Here is a 21,426-nt window from a genome sequence, read left to right on the forward strand (position 1 = left end):
GATGAATAAAGCCGCTGTACTGTTTTTAATAGTGTTTTCGGTTTGGTCCTGCGACTATATCCGGCCGAAACAAAAGCCCGAAGCAATTGCGCGGGTAAACGATTCCTATCTGTATGCAGACGAAATCAAAGGATTGGTTCCTGCCGGGACCTCCAAAGCGGATAGTCTGATGATTGTTAAAAATTATATTGACAGATGGGCAACGCGTACACTATTGATGGATGCGGCCGAAGTGAATCTTAGTGATAAGGAAAAAGCCTCTTTTGACGTTTTGATCAAACAATACACAACCGATCTGTATACGGGCGCTTATATTGAACAAGTCGTGAAACAGGCTATTGATACGACGATAACAAAAGACGAATTGTTGCGTTATTATCAGGCAAACAAAGAAAATTTCAAGACAACAGGGACGTTAGTCCGGTTAAAATATATCAATCTGACCAAAGATAATCCTAAATTTGCAGTCATCAGAAGCCGGTTCAATTCCTCACGGAAAGAAGATAAAAAAGCCTTAGAAGGAATGACGATACAATTTAAGAGCTATGCTTTTAACGACACGGTATGGGTCGATATGAATCAGGTGTATCGAAACCTGCCGTTTGTAAACCCGGATAATCGGGACCGTTATATAACCGACGGAATCTCGTATGAATATCAGGACAGTCTTTCGGCCTATCTGGTAAAAGTGAATAAGGTTTTAGATCGGAACCAAACGGCGCCGTTCGAATATATAAGCCCAACGATAAAACAAATATTATTAAATAACAGAAAATTAGAATACATTAAGAAATTTGAAAAAGAGATCACTAATGATGCCATTAAAAATAAGAAATATGAAGTTTATAAATAAAAAGGCGGCTTTGATTTTCGGGTTGTCTCTGACGTTCTTCGGAACAGCTCAGGCGCAACAAACCCCGAAAAAGAAGATTGACGGAGTGGTAGCCGTAGTTGGGGAATATGTTGTATTGGATTCGGATATCGACAAAACATTTGTCGAGTTACAGGCACAAGGGATTGACATCAAAAATATCACGCGTTGTGAAATGTTCGGGAAACTTTTGGAAGATAAATTATACGCACATCAGGCTGTTCAGGATAGTATCGTAGTGACCGATCAGGAAGTACACGACTTTATGAACTCGCAGTTGGATCAGATGGTAGAGCAGGTAGGGTCGATTGATAAAGTAGTGAAATTCTATAACAAAAAGAATCTGGAAGAATTTAAAACCTACTTTTTCGACATCGTAAAGATGAACAAACTAACCTCGCAAATGCAACGTAAGGTAGTGGATGCGGTAGAGATCACTCCGGAAGAAGTGCGTACGTTCTTTAAAGGAATTCCAAAAGAAGAATTACCGGTTTTCGGAGCCGAAATGGAAGTAGCGCAAATTGTGATCAACCCTAAGATTTCCGATGCTGAAAAACAAAGGGTGATGAATCAGTTACGCGAAATTAAAAAAGATGTAATGGATAATGGTGCCAGCTTTTATAGTAAAGCGGTATTATTTTCGGATGATAAAGCGTCGGTGCCAACAGGAGGTTTTTATAAAATCACCCGAAAAACACCATTCGTAAAAGAATTTAAAGATGTGGCTTTTAGTTTGGCGGAAGGGGAAATTTCCGAACCGTTTGAAACCACCTATGGTTATCATATTATCTACCTGGAGAAAATCCGTGGTCAGGAATTGGATTTACGACATATTTTGATTATTCCGAAAGTATCGGATGAAGCGATGAAGGAAGCGAAAGAAAAAATCGAAAAAATCCGTCAGCGAATTGTGAGTGGTGAGATTTCGTTTGCCGATGCAGCGCGATCGTCGTCCGATGAAAAAGAAACCCGTAACAGCGGTGGACTTTTAGTAAATCCAAGAACTTTGGAAACCCGTTTTGAGTTGACTAAAATGGATCCGGCGCTTTACAGCCAGGTGGCCGATTTAAAAGATGGGGCGGTATCGTTGCCATTGGTAGATGCAGATGAAAAAGGAATGAAGCATTACAAATTATTGACGGTTACCAATCGTTATGATGAGCATACGGCCGATTATGCGAAAGATTACCTTAAAATCAAAGAATTGGCTTTAAAGGAAAAACAAATTAAAGCCATCGCCAAATGGACTGAAGAGAAAATTAAAGAAACCTATATTAAAATCAACGGAGATTACAGAGACTGTAAATTCACGAATAACTGGTTGAAAAAATAATTTTTAAAAAATAATTAAAAGAGTTAGTTTTATGAATTTAAAGCTAACTCTTTTTTAATTTAACAGATACGAATAAAATATTATGTCAGACGTTGCAGCAATTCAAAACCTGGTTCAGAAACAAAAAGCCTTAAAAGAGGAAATCGCTAAAATTATCGTGGGTCAGGAAGAAGTGGTGAACCAGATTGTATTGAGCATTTTTGCCGGAGGACATGCCTTGTTGGTAGGGGTTCCGGGATTGGCCAAAACATTAATGGTAAACACGATTTCGCAGGCTTTGGGATTGGACTTTAAACGCATTCAGTTTACACCCGATTTAATGCCGTCTGATATTCTGGGAAGTGAAATTCTGGACGAATCGCGGACTTTTAAATTTATTAAAGGACCGGTTTTTTCCAATATCATCTTGGCGGATGAGATCAACCGTACACCGCCAAAAACCCAGGCGGCGCTTTTGGAAGCGATGCAGGAAAAAGCGGTAACCATTGCCGGACATCACTATAAATTGGATTTGCCGTTTTTTGTATTGGCAACCCAAAACCCGATTGAACAGGAAGGTACTTATCCGTTACCGGAAGCGCAGTTGGATCGTTTTATGTTTGCAATCAAATTAAATTACCCGACTTTTGAAGAAGAAGTACAAGTAGTAAAAAGTACTACTTCGGATGTAAGTGCTGTTATAAATCCATTGTTTACAGCTCAGGAAATCATCGATTTCCAGCATTTGATTCGTCGTATTCCGGTAGCGGATAACGTGATCGAATATGCCGTGGCCTTAGTTAGTAAAACACGTCCGGATAACGCTTTGGCAACCGATTATGTAAAGAATTACCTGGATTGGGGAGCGGGACCACGAGCTTCGCAAAACCTGATTTTGGCCGCTAAAACCAACGCGGCTTTAAACGGTAAGTTTTCGCCGGATATCGAGGATGTAAAAGCGGTAGCAACCGGAATTTTGCGTCACCGTATCATTAAGAATTATAAAGCGGATGCGGAAGGAATTACAGAAGAAATGATCGTTGCGAAATTATTATAATTTTTTTTTATTTTTTGCGTTTTTGTTAGAACGAACCAAAAACTGTTATCAAATGAAAAATAGTGTAAAAAATTTGCCGGAATATATCCTAATGGGACTGGCGGTTTTCAGTTTTGTAGAAACCCTGATTGTAAAAGGGCAAATCAATTACCTGATGATTGTGGTACTGGCCATTATGGTAGCGCAACTGGTGTTTAAAAATCGCTATTTTGGGATTTTTCTGGGACTGGTTGTAGGATTACTATCCTTCGGGTTGTTTTTGGCGGTACTAACCGATTATCGAAAGTTTCCGGAGGTGACTTCTAAAGCAATCGAGCTGATAACAGTGGGAAGTTTACTATCATTGGGCGGAGCGATACTCGCAGCGATACTACTTTTTAAATACTTTAATCAGGAAGAAAAAATAGCCGTACACTAAATCAAAATAAAAAAGAGCTTTTTCAATACTTTCGAAAAGGCTCTTTTTGTTTGCAATGGCGCTAACGCTATTTTGACGCGATTTTCTTTTCCAGTTCGCGGTCGTAAAAAAACAAAAACATACTGCCCATCATATCCTGTTCCGATGCAGAAGTGTTGTTAACGTTTAAAACCAGTTCGTAGTCGTGATTTCCATAAAGCCATACACCGGTTTCGGAGTGAAATGGCTGGATTTCCTTTAGTCCGATTTTGTCTTTATAGTTGATCACCTTACAGCTAAAAACGGTTTTGCCGGTAGTCTTGTCGTAAATGCCGATCGCGGTTGCAAACGGATGTACGTGCGGCGCGGAAAAATGCAGACGGGCGCTATCTGCAAGTTGTAATTGTTCGGTAATACTGCTTCGATACGTGGTAATACCGGTCGGAATTACCCAATGACCGGACAATTTGTTTCCGTTTTTATCTTCATACGTGTGATTTTTGGTTTCTACAGGAATACATTGATTGCTTCCTGGATCCAATGGGCCTTTAAAAGGATCGTGTTTATCGAAAGGTAATTGTATAAAAACGGTTTTGCTCATTAATGGTTTTATAGTATTTTGGGAAGCATCGTATTTAATGGTGATCTTGTGTTTTACCTTTTTAAAAATATCCGGGATATTCTGATTCAAAGTCTGTGACGTAACAAAAAGAAAATCATTGCCGATAATCGGAACGCCATAGCCTTCCGGAAAATCAAAACGCTCCAAACCTTGAGACAGCGAAGTAAGGCGCGGATATTGTTTTCCGATACGATCGTCTAACTGCCAGTGGCTATAATATTTTACATCGTTAATATCAACATTCATATGACAGATATAATCATTGGATAACGGCGCATTCGTATTGGCGTCAAACGCCTGTACTTCAAAACCTTTAATCCATAATAATTTTTCGGTCTGATTCAGTTGGATATAACGGGACGCTTTCGGACCTTCCATCGATTTGTAAATGCCGTCAATAAGAAAAGTGGGCGATAGCATTTTGTACTCCTGTATGCCATTGGTTACGATCCAGTCATTGTCCAGCAATCCGGTAAAATGCAAAACCTGTGTTTTAACAATCGCCTTATGTCGGTTGGTGAGTTGGGAATATACAATTCCAATCACGGCTAGAATAAAGACAATCAGGATTGTAAAATATTTATATATCTTTGATTTTTTCATAAAAAAATGCAATGTAAAACAAAAATAGATAAATAAAATGAATGCGACCACAATAACAGGAACGGAACGTATTTTCGGATTGGATGTGATGCGGGCTACGGCAATCCTAATGGTTTTGGGCGGTCATTTATTGTGGATTTATCCGGATTGCCCGAGAATTTTGGGACAGATCTTTACACTGTTTGGATTTTGGGGTGTGGAATTGTTTTTTGTCTTAAGCGGGTTTCTGATCGGAGGTATTTTATACCGTCTGTTTGTAACGACGGATTTTAACCGTACTACGTTTTTTTATTTTCTGAAACGAAGATGGTTTCGAACATTACCGAATTACTATTTAATATTGCTGCTGAATTGCGGTTTGGGACTTTTGTTTGGCTTTCAAATGGAACATGTGGGCTATTATTTTCTTTTTCTGCAAAATTTTGCGACCACCATGCCGACTTTTTTTTCGGAATCCTGGAGTTTGTCGGTGGAAGAATTTGCCTATCTGATTGGCGCGCTGGCATTTTTTATAGCTGCCTTGGTGTTTCGGCGGAAAAATAAATCCCGTCTTTTTTTAGCGGTGGTTTTAGGATTGATTCTATTATTTATAGGTATCAAAGTCGGATACTATTTTTGGACTTCAAATACAACGTTGATGCAATGGAATGTATCGTTAAAAGCAGTCGTGATTTATAGAATAGATTCTATTTTAATCGGAATGGCCTTTAGCTGGCTGTATATTAATTATTCTGAATTCTGGTTAAAACACAAACTGAAAATGACTGTTTTGGGTTGTTTTCTGATTGTACTAATGTTTATAGGAGTCGGCTTTTTTCAGATTTTAATTGAAAACTATCCGTTCTTTTGGAATGTATTCTATTTGCCCATTACCTCGTTTACATTTGCGTTATTTCTACCATTTTTGTCCGAATGGAGAATAGCACCGTCCTGGTTTGCAAAACCCGTTACCTGGATAAGTCTGATTTCATATTCGATCTATCTGATTCATTATAGTCTTGTTTTGCAATTGCTTAAATATTGGATCGATACGGTTTCTTTACCGGATTGGCAATTGCATCTTTTTACGCTGGTATATCTTGTGATTACTTTTTCACTAAGCTATCTGTTGTATCGTTATTATGAAAAACCGATAATGGCGCTCAGAAAGTAAAAATACGGATCGGCTTTAAAATTTTTTTTTATTTTTTTGACGTATAAAAATACTTGTTTCGACCTGTTTATGGGCTTTTTCGGGTGTCCTGATTTTGGAATTTATTAGTAAATGAGTGGTTTTTTTTAGGAATCGACAATATAAAATTAAAAAATTATGAATTTATCGCTTTTCGGGGTTATTTCTAGGAATCGTTGAAAAATATTCATCAAAATAGAATGTTTATAAATAATAATTCTTTGAAATTAAAGAAATACTAAAAATTTTCAAATCTCATTAGGATTGATTAAATTTGTACCGCTTTAAGTAAACAAACAAATAATAACATAACTCATTCATAGTATGGCTTTTGATATAGAAATGATTAAAAAAGTGTACGGAAACATGGCAGAACGTGTGGATAAAGCACGTGAACTTGTTGGTCGTCCGCTAACATTGTCTGAAAAGATTTTATATGCTCACCTTTGGGAAGGAACACCTTCTCAGGCATTTACAAGAGGTAAGGATTATGTGGATTTTGCACCGGATCGCGTTGCTTGTCAGGATGCTACGGCACAGATGGCTTTATTGCAGTTTATGCATGCCGGAAAAAACAAAGTAGCGGTTCCAACAACGGTACACTGTGATCACCTTATTCAGGCGAAAGTAGATGCTAAAACCGATTTGGCAAGAGCAAAATCGCAAAGTAGCGAAGTATTCGATTTCTTATCGTCTGTTTCAAATAAATACGGTATTGGTTTCTGGAAACCGGGAGCGGGAATTATTCACCAGGTAGTATTGGAAAACTATGCTTTCCCTGGAGGTATGATGATCGGAACCGATTCACATACAGTAAATGCAGGTGGATTGGGAATGTTGGCTATCGGAGTTGGTGGAGCGGATGCGGTAGACGTAATGTCCGGAATGGCCTGGGAATTAAAGTTCCCGAAATTAATCGGTGTTAAATTAACCGGTAAATTATCAGGATGGACAGCACCAAAAGACGTAATCTTAAAAGTAGCCGGTATCCTTACTGTAAAAGGCGGTACAGGAGCTATCGTGGAATATTTCGGAGAAGGAGCGACTTCAATGTCATGTACGGGTAAAGGTACTATCTGTAATATGGGAGCTGAAATCGGAGCAACAACTTCAACTTTTGGTTACGACGAATCTATGGATCGTTACCTGCGTTCTACGGGACGTGCGGAAGTTGCTGATGCTGCAAATGCAATCGCAAAATATTTAACGGCTGACGAAGAAGTATATGCGAACCCGGAACAATATTTCGATCAGGTAATCGAAATCAACCTTTCGGAATTAGAGCCACACTTGAACGGACCATTTACGCCGGATTTAGCGACGCCTATCTCTAAAATGAGAGAAGAAGCCGAGAAAAACAACTGGCCTTTAAAAGTAGAAATCGGATTGATCGGTTCTTGTACGAACTCCTCTTACGAAGATATTGCCCGTGCTGCATCTTTAGCAAAACAGGTAGCGGACAAAAAATTAAAAACAAAAGCACAATTCACAATCACACCGGGATCGGAGCAGGTACGTTACACGATCGAGCGTGACGGATTTATCGATACGTTCGACAAAATCGGAGCTACGGTATTTGCCAATGCATGTGGACCATGTATCGGTATGTGGGATAGAGAAGGTGCTGAAAAAGAAGAAAGAAATACAATCGTTCACTCGTTTAACCGTAACTTCTCCAAACGTGCCGATGGTAACCCGAACACATTGGCGTTCGTAGGATCACCGGAATTGGTAACAGCTTTGGCTATTGCCGGAGACTTAGGGTTTAACCCGTTAACGGATAAGTTAATCAACGAAGACGGAGAAGAAGTAATGTTAGATGAGCCAACAGGTGATGAATTGCCGAAAAAAGGATTCGCAGTAGAAGATGCCGGATATCAGGCACCGGCTGCTGATGGATCGGGAGTTCAGGTAGTGGTTTCACCAACGTCTGAGCGTCTGCAGTTATTAGATCCGTTCCAGCCTTGGAATGGAGAAAACATCACTGGAGCTAAGTTGTTGATCAAAGCTTTCGGAAAATGTACAACGGATCACATTTCAATGGCAGGTCCTTGGTTACGTTTCCGTGGTCACCTGGATAATATTTCCAACAATATGTTGATTGGTGCGGTGAATGCATTCAACCAAAAAACAAACAACGTGAAAAACCAATTGACAGGTGAATACGGTGAAGTGCCGGCTGTACAACGTGCTTATAAAGCGGCCGGAGTGCCATCAATCGTTGTGGGTGACCATAACTACGGTGAAGGATCTTCACGTGAGCATGCTGCAATGGAGCCGCGTCATTTAGGGGTGAAGGCGGTATTGGTAAAATCATTTGCCCGTATCCACGAAACCAACCTTAAAAAACAAGGTATGTTGGCATTAACGTTTGCTAATGAGGCGGATTACGATAAAATCCAGGAGAATGATACCATCAACTTCGTAGATTTAAAAGAATTTGCACCAGGTAAACAATTAACGTTAGAGTTTGTTCATGCCGATGGTTCAAAAGATATCATCATGGCAAACCATACTTACAACGAAGGTCAGATTGGCTGGTTTGTAGCAGGTTCTGCTTTAAATTTGATCGCCGCTGGTAAAGCATAGTCAAATCATAACTATAGTAAATGGGCCGTCTGAAAAGATGGCCCTTTTTTTTGTGTAATACCTGACAGGTTTTCGAAACCTGTCAGGTGTTAGTAGCAGGTGCAAAAAAAACGCCCCGATTAATCGGGGCGTTTTGATTTGTTGCAAAGCAAACGATTAATAGTACATATAACGTCTTACTTTAGCGATATATTTTGCCAGACGAATTACCTGGTGGCTGTATCCGTATTCGTTATCATACCAAACATATAATACGACGTTTTTACCATCGGCAGAAACAATTGTCGCATTACTGTCGAAAATTGACGGAGCAGAAGTTCCAACGATATCGGAAGAAACCAGCTCATTGTTTAGTGAATATTTGATTTGCTCAACCAATTCACCTTCCAGAGCATATTGTTTCATGATGTCGTTAACACCTTCTTTAGAAGTTTCTTTTCCAACTTCAAGATTCAATACTACTAATGAACCGTTTGGAACTGGTACACGGATTGCGTTTGAAGTCAGTTTGCCAGCCAATGCAGGTAATGCTTTGGCAACGGCACTTCCGGCACCTGTTTCTGTGATTACCATGTTTAAAGCGGCAGCTCTTCCACGACGGTATTTTTTGTGCATGTTGTCAACCAGATTCTGGTCGTTGGTATACGCGTGGATTGTTTCCAAATGTCCTTTTACTACACCTAAAGTGTCTTCAACAGCTTTTAAAATTGGCGTGATTGCATTTGTAGTACATGAAGCAGCCGAGTAGATTTTTACTTCATCCGGATTGTAATCCGTGTGGTTTACACCGTATACGATGTTTGGAACACCTTTACCAGGAGCTGTAAGTAATACTTTTTCGGCTCCTTTTGAAGTTAGGTGGCGGCTTAGTGCTTCTTCGGTTGTAAAAGCACCGGTATTATCGATGATCAACGCGTCGTTGATACCGTATTGTGTATAGTCGATTTCTTCCGGAGCATTAGCCGTAATAATATGTACGGTTGTTCCATTGATGATCAATGCATTGTTTTCAGGATCTGCAGTAACCGAACCTTCGAAGTCACCATGAACGGAATCGTAACGCAATAAAGAAGCACGTTTTTCTAATAAAACAGCATCGTTTTTATCGCGGGTAACAATCGCACGCAAACGCAATTGTTGTCCTTTTCCGATTTTCGACATTAATTCACGGGCTAATAAACGTCCGATACGGCCAAAACCATATAATACCACATCTTTCGGTTGGATATCTTTGGTTTCTTTTGCGTTTTTCAGCTTGTCTACTACGAAAGCAGTAGCGTCGTTATATTTATCGTCTTCTAAATGGTATTCGTATGTTAATTTACCGATGTCAATTCGGGAAGGAGGTAAGTCCAAAGCTTCAATAGCTCTGGCGATCTCCACAGAATCAAAAATGTTGATTGGTTTTTGAACAAATTCACCGGCATATTCATGTAAGTTGATGATGTCGCTTACATTTCGGTCGATCAACTGGTTTCTGAAAAGAACCAATTCAATAGACTTGTCATACCATAGGTCGCTAATGATTTTGATAAATTCAACGCCGGCTCTTCTTCTGTCTGCCTGAAAAGCCAACTCTTTCTCGTAAACAGCACTGTTGTTGTTCATTATAGTTAAAAAGTTAGGATTGTGTTGTTAAATAAAATTGGTGCAAAAGTATTGATTTTTACTGAATTTATTTTTGCAAAATGCAACTTTTTTAAAATTAAAAACCCTGCTAAAAAGCAGGGTTGATTTTGGGAGGATTTTTACTGGGTAATCACCTGTACTAAGGCTCCTTTTCGGGTAATCAGTTCCATTCGAACCGATTGCCCTTCGCCTTTTCGGGACAACGCTTGCGACACCGTTTCGATGTCGGTCGCCTTCGCACCGTCTATATTCAGAATGATACTTCCTTTAAGGTCATTCGCATATTTTAGTAGATTGCCACTGGTGATGTCTTTTATTTTGACACCATAATTGATGTTAAACATTTTTTTCTCTGCTGCTCCGATATCTTCCAGTTCCAGACCGTTAAAATCATAGTTGAGTAATTCGCGTTTGGTCAGTTCTATTTTGATGTCTTTACGGCTGCCTTCGCGGATGATTCCGGCAATCACTATATCATTCGGACGTTTGGTGTTTACATAGGACGACATATCGGCATACGAATTAATCGGTTGATTGTCGAGTTGTACGATAATATCACCTTTTCGCAATCCGGCTTTTTCGGCACCCGATTTTTTAGAAACAGCGGTTACGTAAAAACCTTGGGTTAGTTTTACACCAAATTCTTTAGACGCTGTGCTGTTGAGTTCGGCACCTTCCACGCCCAATACACCGCGTTGTACGTTACCGTATTCCATCAAATCCTCAACAATTTTACGGGTAATGTTAGAAGGAACGGCAAAAGAGTAGCCTACATACGATCCGGTTACCGAAGAAATCATGGTGTTGATTCCAATCAGCTCACCACGGGTGTTTACCAGAGCGCCACCACTGTTACCCGGATTAACGGCAGCATCGGTTTGAATAAAAGACTGAATGCCATTATTAGCCAAATTACGTGCTTTTGCAGACACAATACCGGCTGTTACTGTCGAGGTCAGGTTGTATGGATTACCAACGGCCAATACCCATTCGCCTACCTTAATATTATCGGAGTTTCCGAAAGTGGCATACGGTAGTTTTTCGTCGGAATCAATCTTAAGTAAGGCAATGTCCATTTTACTGTCTGTTCCAACCAGTTTGGCTTTATAGGTCTTATTGTTGTTTAAGGTAACTTCCAGGTCGGTCGCATTCTGAATTACGTGATTGTTGGTTACGATATAGCCGTCCTGGGTAATGATAACACCCGAACCGGTTCCGACCTGAGTCTGTTGCTGGTCACCGCGGTAACCGTAGAAAAACTCCATTAAAGGATTCGTCGGGATTTTTGATACAGAAACATTTTTCACGTGTACAACCGAATGTACGGCACTTTCGGCAGCAGCGGTAAAGTCTGAATTTTCGGCAGCACCAAGGCTAACATTTCGGGTATAGTTGGGCGCGATAGAAAGTTGGGAATCAGTTGGAGCAGATGGGTCAAAAAAGAGTTTGTAAGCTCCAAGGGTTGTAGCTCCACTTAACAGGGAGACTAAGAATAAGCTTGATAATCGTTTCATATTCGCTGGCATGTTTAATTATTTAACAGTAAAATTATAAACTTCAACAATTCAAAAAAAGGGTTTAACTCTCGTTTAACAATCTTTAACGTGTCATTAATATTTGTATTTTTGTTTATCCGTAACTTCGTAATAATAACTAAGGAATCGGTGTTTTAATAATACAGAATACGCCTTGAAAAAGCCTTACTTGTCATGACAAATGAAAATACAATTTTATAAATATCAGGGAACCGGAAATGATTTTGTGATGATCGATAACCGGCAATTAACATTCTCCAAAAATGATACCAATCTGATTAATACCTTGTGTGACAGACGATTTGGCATTGGTGCCGACGGTTTGATACTGTTGGAGAATGACGAATCGACAGATTTTCGTATGGTGTATTATAATTCCGATGGAAATGAAAGTTCGATGTGTGGAAACGGAGGGCGTTGTCTTGTCGCTTTTGCCCGTCAGTTGGGTGTTATTGATAATCAGGCGACTTTTATTGCGACCGATGGTTTGCATCATGCCACGATTGATGAAAAAGGAATTGTAGCACTGCAAATGAAAGACGTGGATACGGTTGAAGAACATTCGAATCACGTATTTCTAAATACGGGCTCGCCGCATCATGTGGAACTGGTAGATGACCTGAAGATATTTGATGTAAAAAACGAAGGCGCGCGTATCCGGTACAGTGAACTATATGGGAAATCCGGTAGTAATGTAAACTTTGTTTCGCAACTCGGAAACGATCGTTTTGCGGTGCGAACCTATGAAAGAGGTGTGGAAGATGAAACCTTATCCTGCGGAACCGGAGTGACAGCAGTAGCCATCGCCATGAAAGCGACCGGAAAAACCGATAGTTCCGCCATCACGCTTGATGTGGAAGGCGGACAATTGGAAGTGAGTTTTCGCGAAAAGAACGGATTTTATACCGATGTTTTCCTAAAAGGCCCGGCTACATTTGTTTTTAACGGTGAAATAAATCTATAAAACGTGATAACCTTAACCGGCACTACCATTTACCTGCGGGCACTCGAACCGGAGGATCTTGAATTTGTATATGCGATCGAAAATGATGAAAGTATCTGGGAGGTGAGTAATACCCAGACGCCCTATAGTCGTTTCCTGATCCGACAGTATCTGGAAAATGCACAACAGGATATTTATGAGGCCAAACAACTGCGACTGGCGATCTGCCGGAAGGGTTCTTTTGAGGCCATTGGTTTAATCGACCTTTTTGATTTTGATCCGAAGAACCAAAGAGCTGGTGTTGGGATCGTTATAAAAAGAAGCGACGACCGTAACCGCGGAATCGGAAAAGAAGCTTTGCAATTACTTATCGACTACGCATTCAGTCAGTTACAACTGCACCAGTTGTATGCAAATATTAGTCAGGAAAATGTAGCGAGTATCAAGCTTTTTACTACTTTTGGCTTCCAATGTATCGGGGTAAAAAAAGACTGGGTTCGCACAGGGCGTCAGTTTACCGATGAAGGGATATATCAGTTAATTCATCAATCTTAAATCGTATCTTATTTTGAAAGTAAAAAAAATCATCAGCATTTTTTCGGTAGTATTGCTATTCGTTGCTTTGATTTACGGTTATGTACTGTATAACAAAGTATTTTCGGCTAATACAAAATTTTCCGAAAACGAAATATTTGTCTATGTTCCGACCGATGCGACCTATCCGCAAGTGCAAAAAATATTGGAACCTTATATTGAAAACATGGAACATTTTGACTTTGTGGCGTCCAAAAGAGGCTATGAGCAAAATGTGGTTTCGGGAAAATTTCTGCTAACAAAAGGAATGAGTAGTTTTGATATTGTACGTTCCCTTCGCAAAAACGTACCGGTAAAAATGGCGTTTAATAACCAGGAATCGCTGGGGAAACTGGTACAGCGCTTATCGAGTCAGATCGAACCGGATAGTCTTACATTGACCAATACTTTTACCGATTCGACTTTTATGGCTGAAAACGGTTTCAATAAAGAAAACATCCTGAGTATGTTTATTCCAAATACCTATGAGTTTTACTGGAATACAACCGCTATTAAGGTGCGTGATAAGATGATCAAAGAATATCGCAGATTCTGGAATGAGGATCGCTTGCAAAAAGCCAAAGCTTTAGGGTTAACACCAATCGAAGTGTCAACTTTAGCAGCGATTGTGCATAAAGAAACTGCCAAAGTTGATGAACGACCACGCGTGGCCGGAGTGTATCTGAACCGTTTAAAAGTGGATATGCCATTACAAGCGGACCCGACGGTTATTTTTGCGGTAAAAAAAGAATCCAATGATTTTGATCGTGTGATCAAAAGAGTGTTGTATGAAGATCTTAAAATCAATTCTCCGTATAATACCTATATCCATACTGGTTTGCCGCCGGGACCAATTGCAATGCCGGATATCAATGCTATCGATGCGGTTTTAAACGCAGAAAAGCACGATTATATCTATTTCTGTGCGAGCGTGGAGAAGTTTGGATATCACGAATTCGCGTCGACTTTAGCACAGCATGGTGTTAATAAAAAGAAATATGTGGAGTGGTTGGCCAAGCAGGGAATCAACCGATAACCAAAATAGCTAAAGCAAAAAAATAAGGCCTTCTGATTCGTTCGGAAGGCCTTGTTTTTTGGGAAGTTAGCAGTGTTGTATTTATTTAGTCCAAATCTTTATTCCTGCTGTAGTTGCAGGGTAAAACCCATTTTTAGTCGCTGTTTTTGGTTTTTTGGAAAATGTCAAAATGATGGCTCATCCATTGGGAGTCAGCGGTATCAGGGCGTTAAGCAAGCGTTAGCTTGTTGTTAAGTTTGTTTTTGGAAAACTTTAACAGCTTGATTTACAGGTTTCTAAAAAATGTCTTATATTTGCAATCAGAAATTTCAAGATGGTGACAGGGCTTGAGAAATCAAAATTTATGATAAAAAAATGGACGTACTTTTTAGGATTGATACTCCTAATCACCTTAATCAGTTCGGGATTTAAAGTCTTCGAAGTAGAAAAGTTAGAAGGATTCCATATTGAGGATGATGAAGTAATCACGTATTTAGTTCCCACCGAAGAAGAAACCAGCAAAGTATTTTTTAATTTCCCATTTACCGGAAAATCATACGTAGGTTTTAAGCAGGCAATCGCTATTAAAGAATCACTCGGATTATATAACCTGGTGAATCCGTTTGGTTATATGGGGAAATACCAGTTCGGAAAGAGCACTTTAAGAACGGTTGGTATTTATGATGTTGCCGGGTTTCTAAAAAACCCAAGAATGCAGGAAAAAGCTTTTAAAGCACTTTTAGCGCGAAATAAATGGGAACTCCGTAAGGAAATCGACCGTTATGAAGGAAAAGTGATTAAAGGTGTGAAAATAACCGAATCGGGTATTCTTGCTGCGGCTCACTTAGGTGGCGCAGGTTCGGTGAAAAGTTTTCTTAAAAGCAATGGTAATAATGGGTTTACCGATGGTTTCGGAACCTCGTTAAAAAGTTACCTTAGAAAATTCGGAGGGTATGATACCTCAAATATTGTGGCCAATCCTAATGCAAAGGTTAAAATGAATTAATTCATTTTGTGAATAATAAAAATACAAGGTCGATTGTGTAAATCGGCCTTATTTTTTTTCCATTCGTTAACCGTTCGGGTTTTGATAAATTCGGTTGGTAATGTAATGTCGCAGGCGATACACAGGTGCGTGCCGGGTTGTAAGGTCTGTAATAAATCTTCAAAAAGTTTGTTGTTTCGATAGGGTGTTTCGATAAAAAGCTGTGACTGGTTTTTATCGGATGACAGCTTTTCGAAATTTTTCAACGCCTGTTTTTTATCCGATTTATCAATTGGAAGGTAGCCGTTAAAGGCAAAACTCTGTCCGTTCATTCCGGAAGCCATAATGGCCAGTAAAATGGAAGAAGGACCAACAAGTGGTACTACCTGAATTCCTTTTTCGTGCGCCAGTTTTACAATTGCAGCACCGGGATCGGCCACACCGGGACAACCGGCTTCACTCATCAATCCGATATGTTGACCTTCTAAAAGCGGCTGGATAAAAGCATAGTGCTCCGAAGTTTCGGTATGCTTGTTCAGTACAGAAATTTTTAATTCCGGCTGTTTTTTTTCAGGATAGACGCTTTTAATAAAACGACGGGCTGTTTTTTCGTTTTCAACGATATAGTGATCAATAAAGTCGATACTTCTTTTTATGGTTTGCGGCAAAACATCTTCCGGGTTCATTTCGCCCAGAGTGGTAGGGATGAGATACAGTTTGCCGTAAGAAGTAGCAGCTTTCATATGTGATGTGTTTTTAATTTGTTGGCAATAATGTCGCAGGCTTCGTCAAGTAGGTTAAAAACCTGCTCAAAGCCGTTTTGTTCTCCGTAATAAGGGTCGGGAACGGGGATATTCTCGCCGGGATATAATTCGTTTAGGATAAGTCTGACTTTACTTTTGGAAGCTTCGTCCGGTGCCAGTCGGATAATGTCCTTATAATTGGAATTATCCATGGCAAAAATATAGTCAAAATTCTGAAAATCGGCCAGTTTGAATTGTCTGGCGCGTTGATTGGAAATATCAATTCTATGGTTTTTAGCTGTAAGAATCGAACGCTTGTCCGGATGTTCGCCGGCATGCCATCCTCCGGTTCCGGCAGAATCGACCTCAAAAGTATCTGTTGGGAGTTTGCTTTTTAAGATTCCCTCAGCTAAAGGGGATCGGCAAATGTTCCCCAGGCAAACCATCAGAATTTTTGTTGGCATGGGTTATAGGGATAACTTTTTGTGTATATCGTCTACGTATTTTTTAAACTGTTTGTCGGTGGCTACCAGATTGTCAACCGTTTTGCAGGCGTGCAAAACAGTCGCGTGATCTCTATCGCCAATTTGTGATCCAATATTAGCCAAAGAAGCCTTGGTGAATTTTTTAGCAAAAAACATGGCTAGTTGTCGCGCCTGAACCACGTCGCGTTTCCGGGTCTTCGATTGTAAGGTTTCGATATCCAACTGGAAATAGTCGGATACAACTTTTTGAATATAATCGATGGAAACTTCGCGTTTTACATTTTTGACGAATTTTTCCACAACCTGTTTGGCCAGTTCGGTCGTTACTTCCCGTTTGTTAAATGACGATTGTGCGATTAATGAAATAATAGCACCTTCGAGTTCCCGTACGTTGGTTTTGATATTTTTGGCTACATATTCTACGATTTCATCCGGCATTTCAACTCCGTCACGGTATAAGATGTTTTTTAGGATGGCGATTCGGGTGTCATAATCCGGTTGTTGGATTTCGGCCGAAAGTCCCCATTTAAAACGCGAAAGCAAACGCTGTTCGATATCCTGCATATCTACCGGTGCTTTGTCGGAAGTCAGGATTACCTGTTTACCATTTTGGTGTAAATAGTTGAAAATATGGAAAAATACGTCTTGTGTTCCTGCTTTACCGGATAAGAATTGTACGTCATCAATGATTAATACGTCAATTAATTGGTAAAAATGGATAAAGTCGTTACGGGTATTCTTTTTAACGGAATCAATATATTGTTGTGTAAACACTTCTGCCGAAATGTATAGCACGGTTTTTTCCGGGTGTTTTTCTTTGATTTCAACACCAATAGCGTGAGCAAGGTGTGTTTTCCCTAATCCGACACCACCAAAAAGCAATAACGGATTAAAAGAGGTTCCTCCGGGTTTGTTGGCTACGGCCATTCCGGCCGAACGTGCCAAACGGTTGGATTCCCCTTCCAGGAAATTATCAAAGCTGTAATTGGAATTTAACTGGGATTCGATTTTTACATTTCGGATGCCCGGGATAATAAACGGATTTTTAAGCTCCGGGTTTTTATTCTGAATCGGTACGTCAACTTCCTGAGGCTTTACCTGCGGGCGGCTAACACTTGGCAATTGTTCCGTAAACGGTTGTTTGTTGCCATAAGTGTTTTCCATTTTGATTTTATAAAGTAACTTTGCGCTCGCACCAAGTTCTTTTGTCAGGGCAACTTTCAGTAATTTTACGTAATGCTCCTCCAACCATTCATAGAAAAATTTACTAGGTACCTGAATATATAATGCGTTATCAGTAAGCTCGACAGCTTTGATTGGCTCAAACCATGTTTTATATGCTTGGTCCTGAATATTGTCTTTTATGAACGATAGACAGTTATCCCATACCGATTGCGCAGTTTTATTCATATATTCGGGCATAATTAACGTTTTTTTTATGTTGAATGCAAAAAGCAAAAGTCAGATACTTTCGCTGAAATTGGAGAGACAAATATGTGGACAATTTTCCCAAAAAAAAAATATAAGTCATATTGATTTTGTGAAAAAAAAATTGTAAGTACATTTAAAAATCTTTTTAAAATAAATTAACAAAAAATTAATATGAAAGAATATCAATTTCAGGTTCGCGTCCGTTATGCCGAAACGGACCAAATGGGAGTCGTTTATCACGGTAATTATGCGCAGTATTTTGAGATGGGACGTGTGGAATGGCTTAGAAATCTGGGACTTTCTTATAAATGGATGGAAGAAAACGGAATTATGCTTCCGGTGGTTTCGCTAAGTATGAATTATCGGAAACCGGCCCGTTATGATGATGTGCTGACGGTGAAAACAATCTTTAAAAGTCAGACCTCTGTGAAGATTGAATTTGACTACGAAATATACAACGAAGCAGGTGAGTTATTAACAACCGGGAACTCCGTTTTGGTGTTTGTGGACATGAAAACGGGAAGGCCGACTTTGCCTCCGGCCTATGTTACGGAAAAGTTAACCGCCTTTGTTGAAAATTAAAAAACTTATTCTTTTTCGAGAATTTCAACCTCATAAAGATTCGAAAAAATGTCGAAAATCATTTCGGCATTTTTTTTTCGCGTTGCGATTTCGATCTCGCAACTCATCTCCATTTTCTGTGAAATAATGTCCAGGTTTTTTTCTTTGATGACCCGCATGACTTTATTCATGTTTTTATAGTCAAAACGAATCAGATAGTGAATGTCTATTGTTTTTTCGATAATGTCTGAAACTTCCAGAGCCATTTGCGCTGCTGTTTTATAAGCAGCGATTAATCCGCCAACACCCAGTTTGACTCCGCCAAAATAGCGAACAACAATAACCAGTACATTGGTTACCTCAAAGGACTGTATTTGTCCGTAGATAGGCATACCGGCCGAGTTGTTGGGTTCGCCGTCGTCATTGGCGCGAAAATAGACTTTGTCAGTACCGGTTTGAAAGGCATAACACCAATGGCGCGCCGAATGATGCTGCTTTCTAAGATCGTCCAATAGGGGCTTGACGTCGTCTTCCGAAATGATTGGAAAGGCGTAACCAAAAAATTTACTGTTTTTTTCTTTATAAAGAACCGCTTCCGAAGGAGCGGCCAGGGTTTTGTATGTATCTTTTTCCAATGCTAAAAATTACCAATTTTTATCCAGCAAATCAACGACATCTTCTTTGCCTACCTGTAAGTTCCAGATGTTAAGACCCAAATTGGCGGCCACATCGGTATTGTGCTTGTTGTCGTCTACAAAAAGGGTTCGTTTAGGGGATAATTCGTGTTTGTTGATGATGTAATTAAAGATGTCAGGATCGGGCTTTCTAAGGCCGATTTCGAATGAAAAATAGACTTTTTCAAAGCATTGGTAAAACTCGCGACTAAATGTTTCTCCGACCTTATTTTCAAACTTTTCAATATGGGTAGCGTCGGTATTACTCAAAAGGAATAACCGGTATTTGGCCGATAATTGCTGTAAAAACTCCAGTCGGTATAAAGGGAAATCCAGCAAAATGGCATTCCAGGCATCACGGATCTCGATCAGACTTTTGTTCGGGATGTATTTTTGCAATCCACCAAAAAAATCGGATTCTTTTATTTTTCCTTTTTCATAGCGTTTGTTCAGGTTGTCCAGATCTTCATTCCAGCAAACCAGCCCGGCTTTTCGCATATGTTCAAAAGGGGCTTCTTCGGCCAGGTTGATAAAAACATTACCAAAGTCGAATATAATAGTATCAATCATGGGGTCTGAAAATTAGAAGTTCGTCGTTCATAATCTGCTGTCGGTTGCTCATCGTACCTTTTAAAACCGGTGCTTTTATACCTTCGTTTAGCATTATAGCGCCTTTAAAAATGCGTGCTTCATCCCATAATCCGGCATCAATAAACAACTGCAATGTCTTTTGACCGCCTTCTATCAGCAACGACTGAACATTGTGCCGGTATAGTGCTGCCATGATCGTATGGGGAAGTTTTATATCAAAGATACAATTTTCAAAAAAAAGGGAAGCGGTATTTTGCATATTTTCAACCTCGGTAAAGATGATGGTCTTTACAGATCCGTCTTTTACGGCAGCATTGTCAGGAATCCTTCCTGTTCTGTCTAATACGATGCGGATCGGATCGTTACCGGACCAGTCTCTTGTGTTTAATTTCGGATTGTCGTCTATAACTGTTTGTGTACCAATAAGAATAGCCTGTTCTTCGTTACGCCATTTGTGAACCAACTGACGGGAATAGGTATTCGATACCCAAACCGGTTTTTGTTCGTCTTTATATAAAGGTGCAATATAACCGTCCTGACTTTCGGCCCATTTCAGAATAATATACGGGCGTTTTTTCTGATGGAATGTAAAAAAGCGTTTGTTCAGTTCATTGCAATCATTTTCCAATATACCCACTGTGACGTTTTTTCCGGCTTCGACCAGTTTCCGGATACCGTTTCCGGCGACTTTAGCAAACGGATCTACAGTGCCCACCACAACATTCGGGATTTTATGATGAATGATTAAATCACAACACGGTGGTGTTTTTCCAAAATGGCTACACGGTTCCAGGCTTACATAAATAGTGGCTTCCGATAGTAGCGATTTGTCCTGTACTGAATTTACAGCATTGACTTCCGCATGGGGTTCGCCGGCTTTTTGATGCCAGCCTTCTCCGATAATTGTACCGTTGTGTACAATGACACTGCCTACCAGCGGATTCGGATAGGTGGTTCCCAGTCCGTTTCGGGCCAGTTCGATACAACGGTTGATATACTGTTCGTGCGTTTTCAAGAAAATGTCCTGTTACTATTATAATTTTTTTGTAAATGTTTATGAACTGTCAGCCAGGCTGCTTACATTCGCTACGATTTGCAATAGGCAAATGTAATTCCTGTAGACTAATCTGCAAAAAATAAGTTACTCAAAAAATGAATACAATCGAAATACGAGCTATAAAAAAAAGTGATAATGCTACAGTAGCGGCACTAATCCGAAGTGTTTTATTGGAACACGATGTCCCAAAAGTGGGTACAGCCTATGCCGATACGGCTCTGGATTGTATGTTTGAAACCTATGCGGTACCACGTTCGGTTTATTTTGTAGCTTTGGTAAACGGAAAAATCATCGGAACGGCCGGAATAGCGCCTTTGGCAAATGGATCGGCAACTGTTTGCGAATTGCAAAAAATGTATTTCCTTCCGGAATCCAGAGGATTGGGATTGGGAGCTGCGATGATTGAAAAATGCCTCGAACAGGCAAAAGCACTTGGATTTGCGCAATGCTATCTGGAAACGCTGCCCAACATGAAGGCCGCTCAAAAATTATACGAAAAAACAGGATTTTATTATTTGGATGCGCCGTTGGGAAATACCGGGCACAGTTCGTGTCCGATTTGGATGATCAAAGATTTATAAG

General features: G+C 39.9%; 21 protein-coding genes. 12 read left to right on the forward strand and 9 right to left on the reverse strand.

Features of this window, described 5'->3' with window-relative positions; genetic code table 11:
* Position 1 precedes the first annotated feature (1 nt).
* From E6C50_RS06135 to E6C50_RS06150, 4 genes are all read left to right on the forward strand, one after another.
* Positions 2 to 853 carry a hypothetical protein gene (locus E6C50_RS06135; protein WP_136402328.1) on the forward strand — a complete coding sequence of 284 codons (852 nt, stop codon included), beginning with the start codon at positions 2 to 4 and terminating at the stop codon, positions 851 to 853.
* The gene (locus E6C50_RS06140) at positions 837 to 2,204 is read left to right on the forward strand and encodes a peptidylprolyl isomerase (protein ID WP_230978966.1); all 1,368 of its coding nucleotides are present in this window, start codon (positions 837 to 839) and stop codon (positions 2,202 to 2,204) included. Before E6C50_RS06135 ends, E6C50_RS06140 begins: the two co-directional genes overlap by 17 nt.
* An 82-nt stretch (positions 2,205 to 2,286) precedes the next feature.
* A complete protein-coding gene (locus E6C50_RS06145; RefSeq protein WP_136402329.1) occupies positions 2,287 to 3,240 on the forward strand; it encodes an AAA family ATPase in 954 nt (317 codons plus the stop codon).
* A 52-nt stretch (positions 3,241 to 3,292) separates the two neighbouring features.
* Positions 3,293 to 3,658, forward strand: a complete 366-nt coding sequence (locus E6C50_RS06150) for a hypothetical protein (RefSeq protein ID WP_136402330.1) — start codon at positions 3,293 to 3,295, stop codon at positions 3,656 to 3,658.
* A gap of 67 nt (positions 3,659 to 3,725) precedes the next feature.
* On the opposite strand, the gene E6C50_RS06155 is transcribed toward E6C50_RS06150, so the two are convergent.
* Complete coding sequence (locus E6C50_RS06155; RefSeq protein WP_136402331.1) at positions 3,726 to 4,862, reverse strand: hypothetical protein; 1,137 nt, start codon at positions 4,860 to 4,862, stop codon at positions 3,726 to 3,728.
* A 37-nt stretch (positions 4,863 to 4,899) separates the two neighbouring features.
* Between E6C50_RS06155 and E6C50_RS06160 the strand changes: the two genes are divergently transcribed.
* Both E6C50_RS06160 and E6C50_RS06165 read left to right on the forward strand, forming a co-directional pair.
* Positions 4,900 to 6,015: an acyltransferase family protein gene (locus E6C50_RS06160; RefSeq protein ID WP_136402332.1), complete on the forward strand. Its 1,116-nt coding sequence runs from the start codon at positions 4,900 to 4,902 to the stop codon at positions 6,013 to 6,015.
* Positions 6,016 to 6,357: 342 nt separating this feature from the next.
* Positions 6,358 to 8,622, forward strand: a complete 2,265-nt coding sequence (locus E6C50_RS06165; RefSeq protein ID WP_136402333.1) for an aconitate hydratase — start codon at positions 6,358 to 6,360, stop codon at positions 8,620 to 8,622.
* 156 nt (positions 8,623 to 8,778) lie between these two features.
* Here E6C50_RS06165 and E6C50_RS06170 read toward each other — a convergent pair whose 3' ends face one another.
* Both E6C50_RS06170 and E6C50_RS06175 read right to left on the reverse strand, forming a co-directional pair.
* The gene (locus tag E6C50_RS06170; RefSeq protein ID WP_136402334.1) at positions 8,779 to 10,230 is read right to left on the reverse strand and encodes a glyceraldehyde-3-phosphate dehydrogenase; all 1,452 of its coding nucleotides are present in this window, start codon (positions 10,228 to 10,230) and stop codon (positions 8,779 to 8,781) included.
* 140 nt (positions 10,231 to 10,370) lie between these two features.
* A complete protein-coding gene (locus E6C50_RS06175; protein ID WP_136402335.1) occupies positions 10,371 to 11,765 on the reverse strand; it encodes a trypsin-like peptidase domain-containing protein in 1,395 nt (464 codons plus the stop codon).
* Positions 11,766 to 11,967: 202 nt separating this feature from the next.
* Between E6C50_RS06175 and dapF the strand changes: the two genes are divergently transcribed.
* From dapF to E6C50_RS06195, 4 genes are all read left to right on the forward strand, one after another.
* The gene (dapF, locus tag E6C50_RS06180; RefSeq protein ID WP_136402336.1) at positions 11,968 to 12,750 is read left to right on the forward strand and encodes a diaminopimelate epimerase; all 783 of its coding nucleotides are present in this window, start codon (positions 11,968 to 11,970) and stop codon (positions 12,748 to 12,750) included.
* A gap of 3 nt (positions 12,751 to 12,753) precedes the next feature.
* Positions 12,754 to 13,284: a GNAT family N-acetyltransferase gene (locus E6C50_RS06185; protein WP_136402337.1), complete on the forward strand. Its 531-nt coding sequence runs from the start codon at positions 12,754 to 12,756 to the stop codon at positions 13,282 to 13,284.
* A 13-nt stretch (positions 13,285 to 13,297) separates the two neighbouring features.
* Complete coding sequence (gene mltG / locus E6C50_RS06190) at positions 13,298 to 14,338, forward strand: endolytic transglycosylase MltG (protein WP_136402338.1); 1,041 nt, start codon at positions 13,298 to 13,300, stop codon at positions 14,336 to 14,338.
* Positions 14,339 to 14,681: 343 nt separating this feature from the next.
* Positions 14,682 to 15,323: a peptidoglycan-binding protein LysM gene (locus E6C50_RS06195; protein ID WP_211089522.1), complete on the forward strand. Its 642-nt coding sequence runs from the start codon at positions 14,682 to 14,684 to the stop codon at positions 15,321 to 15,323.
* On the opposite strand, the gene E6C50_RS06200 is transcribed toward E6C50_RS06195, so the two are convergent.
* From E6C50_RS06200 to dnaA, 3 genes are read right to left on the reverse strand one after another with little or no spacing between them, the layout of a single operon-like run.
* Complete coding sequence (locus E6C50_RS06200) at positions 15,320 to 16,045, reverse strand: SAM-dependent methyltransferase (RefSeq protein WP_136402340.1); 726 nt, start codon at positions 16,043 to 16,045, stop codon at positions 15,320 to 15,322. The genes E6C50_RS06195 and E6C50_RS06200 overlap by 4 nt on opposite strands.
* Positions 16,042 to 16,509 carry a low molecular weight protein-tyrosine-phosphatase gene (locus E6C50_RS06205; protein ID WP_136402341.1) on the reverse strand — a complete coding sequence of 156 codons (468 nt, stop codon included), beginning with the start codon at positions 16,507 to 16,509 and terminating at the stop codon, positions 16,042 to 16,044. The genes E6C50_RS06200 and E6C50_RS06205 overlap by 4 nt, the downstream gene beginning before the upstream one ends.
* Before the next feature lie 3 nt (positions 16,510 to 16,512).
* On the reverse strand, positions 16,513 to 17,940 hold the full coding sequence (gene dnaA / locus E6C50_RS06210) for a chromosomal replication initiator protein DnaA (RefSeq protein ID WP_136402342.1): 1,428 nt from the start codon (positions 17,938 to 17,940) through the stop codon (positions 16,513 to 16,515).
* Between the two features lie 192 nt (positions 17,941 to 18,132).
* Between dnaA and E6C50_RS06215 the strand changes: the two genes are divergently transcribed.
* On the forward strand, positions 18,133 to 18,543 hold the full coding sequence (locus E6C50_RS06215; RefSeq protein ID WP_136402343.1) for an acyl-CoA thioesterase: 411 nt from the start codon (positions 18,133 to 18,135) through the stop codon (positions 18,541 to 18,543).
* A 5-nt stretch (positions 18,544 to 18,548) separates the two neighbouring features.
* Here E6C50_RS06215 and E6C50_RS06220 read toward each other — a convergent pair whose 3' ends face one another.
* From E6C50_RS06220 to ribD, 3 genes are read right to left on the reverse strand one after another with little or no spacing between them, the layout of a single operon-like run.
* A complete protein-coding gene (locus E6C50_RS06220; protein ID WP_136402344.1) occupies positions 18,549 to 19,157 on the reverse strand; it encodes an IMPACT family protein in 609 nt (202 codons plus the stop codon).
* 9 nt (positions 19,158 to 19,166) lie between these two features.
* Complete coding sequence (locus E6C50_RS06225; RefSeq protein ID WP_136402345.1) at positions 19,167 to 19,766, reverse strand: HAD family hydrolase; 600 nt, start codon at positions 19,764 to 19,766, stop codon at positions 19,167 to 19,169.
* The gene (ribD, locus tag E6C50_RS06230; protein WP_136402346.1) at positions 19,759 to 20,802 is read right to left on the reverse strand and encodes a bifunctional diaminohydroxyphosphoribosylaminopyrimidine deaminase/5-amino-6-(5-phosphoribosylamino)uracil reductase RibD; all 1,044 of its coding nucleotides are present in this window, start codon (positions 20,800 to 20,802) and stop codon (positions 19,759 to 19,761) included. The genes E6C50_RS06225 and ribD overlap by 8 nt, the downstream gene beginning before the upstream one ends.
* 137 nt (positions 20,803 to 20,939) lie before the next feature.
* Between ribD and E6C50_RS06235 the strand changes: the two genes are divergently transcribed.
* The gene (locus E6C50_RS06235) at positions 20,940 to 21,425 is read left to right on the forward strand and encodes a GNAT family N-acetyltransferase (protein ID WP_136402347.1); all 486 of its coding nucleotides are present in this window, start codon (positions 20,940 to 20,942) and stop codon (positions 21,423 to 21,425) included.
* Position 21,426: the final 1 nt, after the last annotated feature.

Origin of the sequence: Flavobacterium supellecticarium (assembly GCF_004801375.1) — a bacterium.
GTDB classification, from domain to species: Bacteria; Bacteroidota; Bacteroidia; order Flavobacteriales; family Flavobacteriaceae; genus Flavobacterium; species Flavobacterium supellecticarium.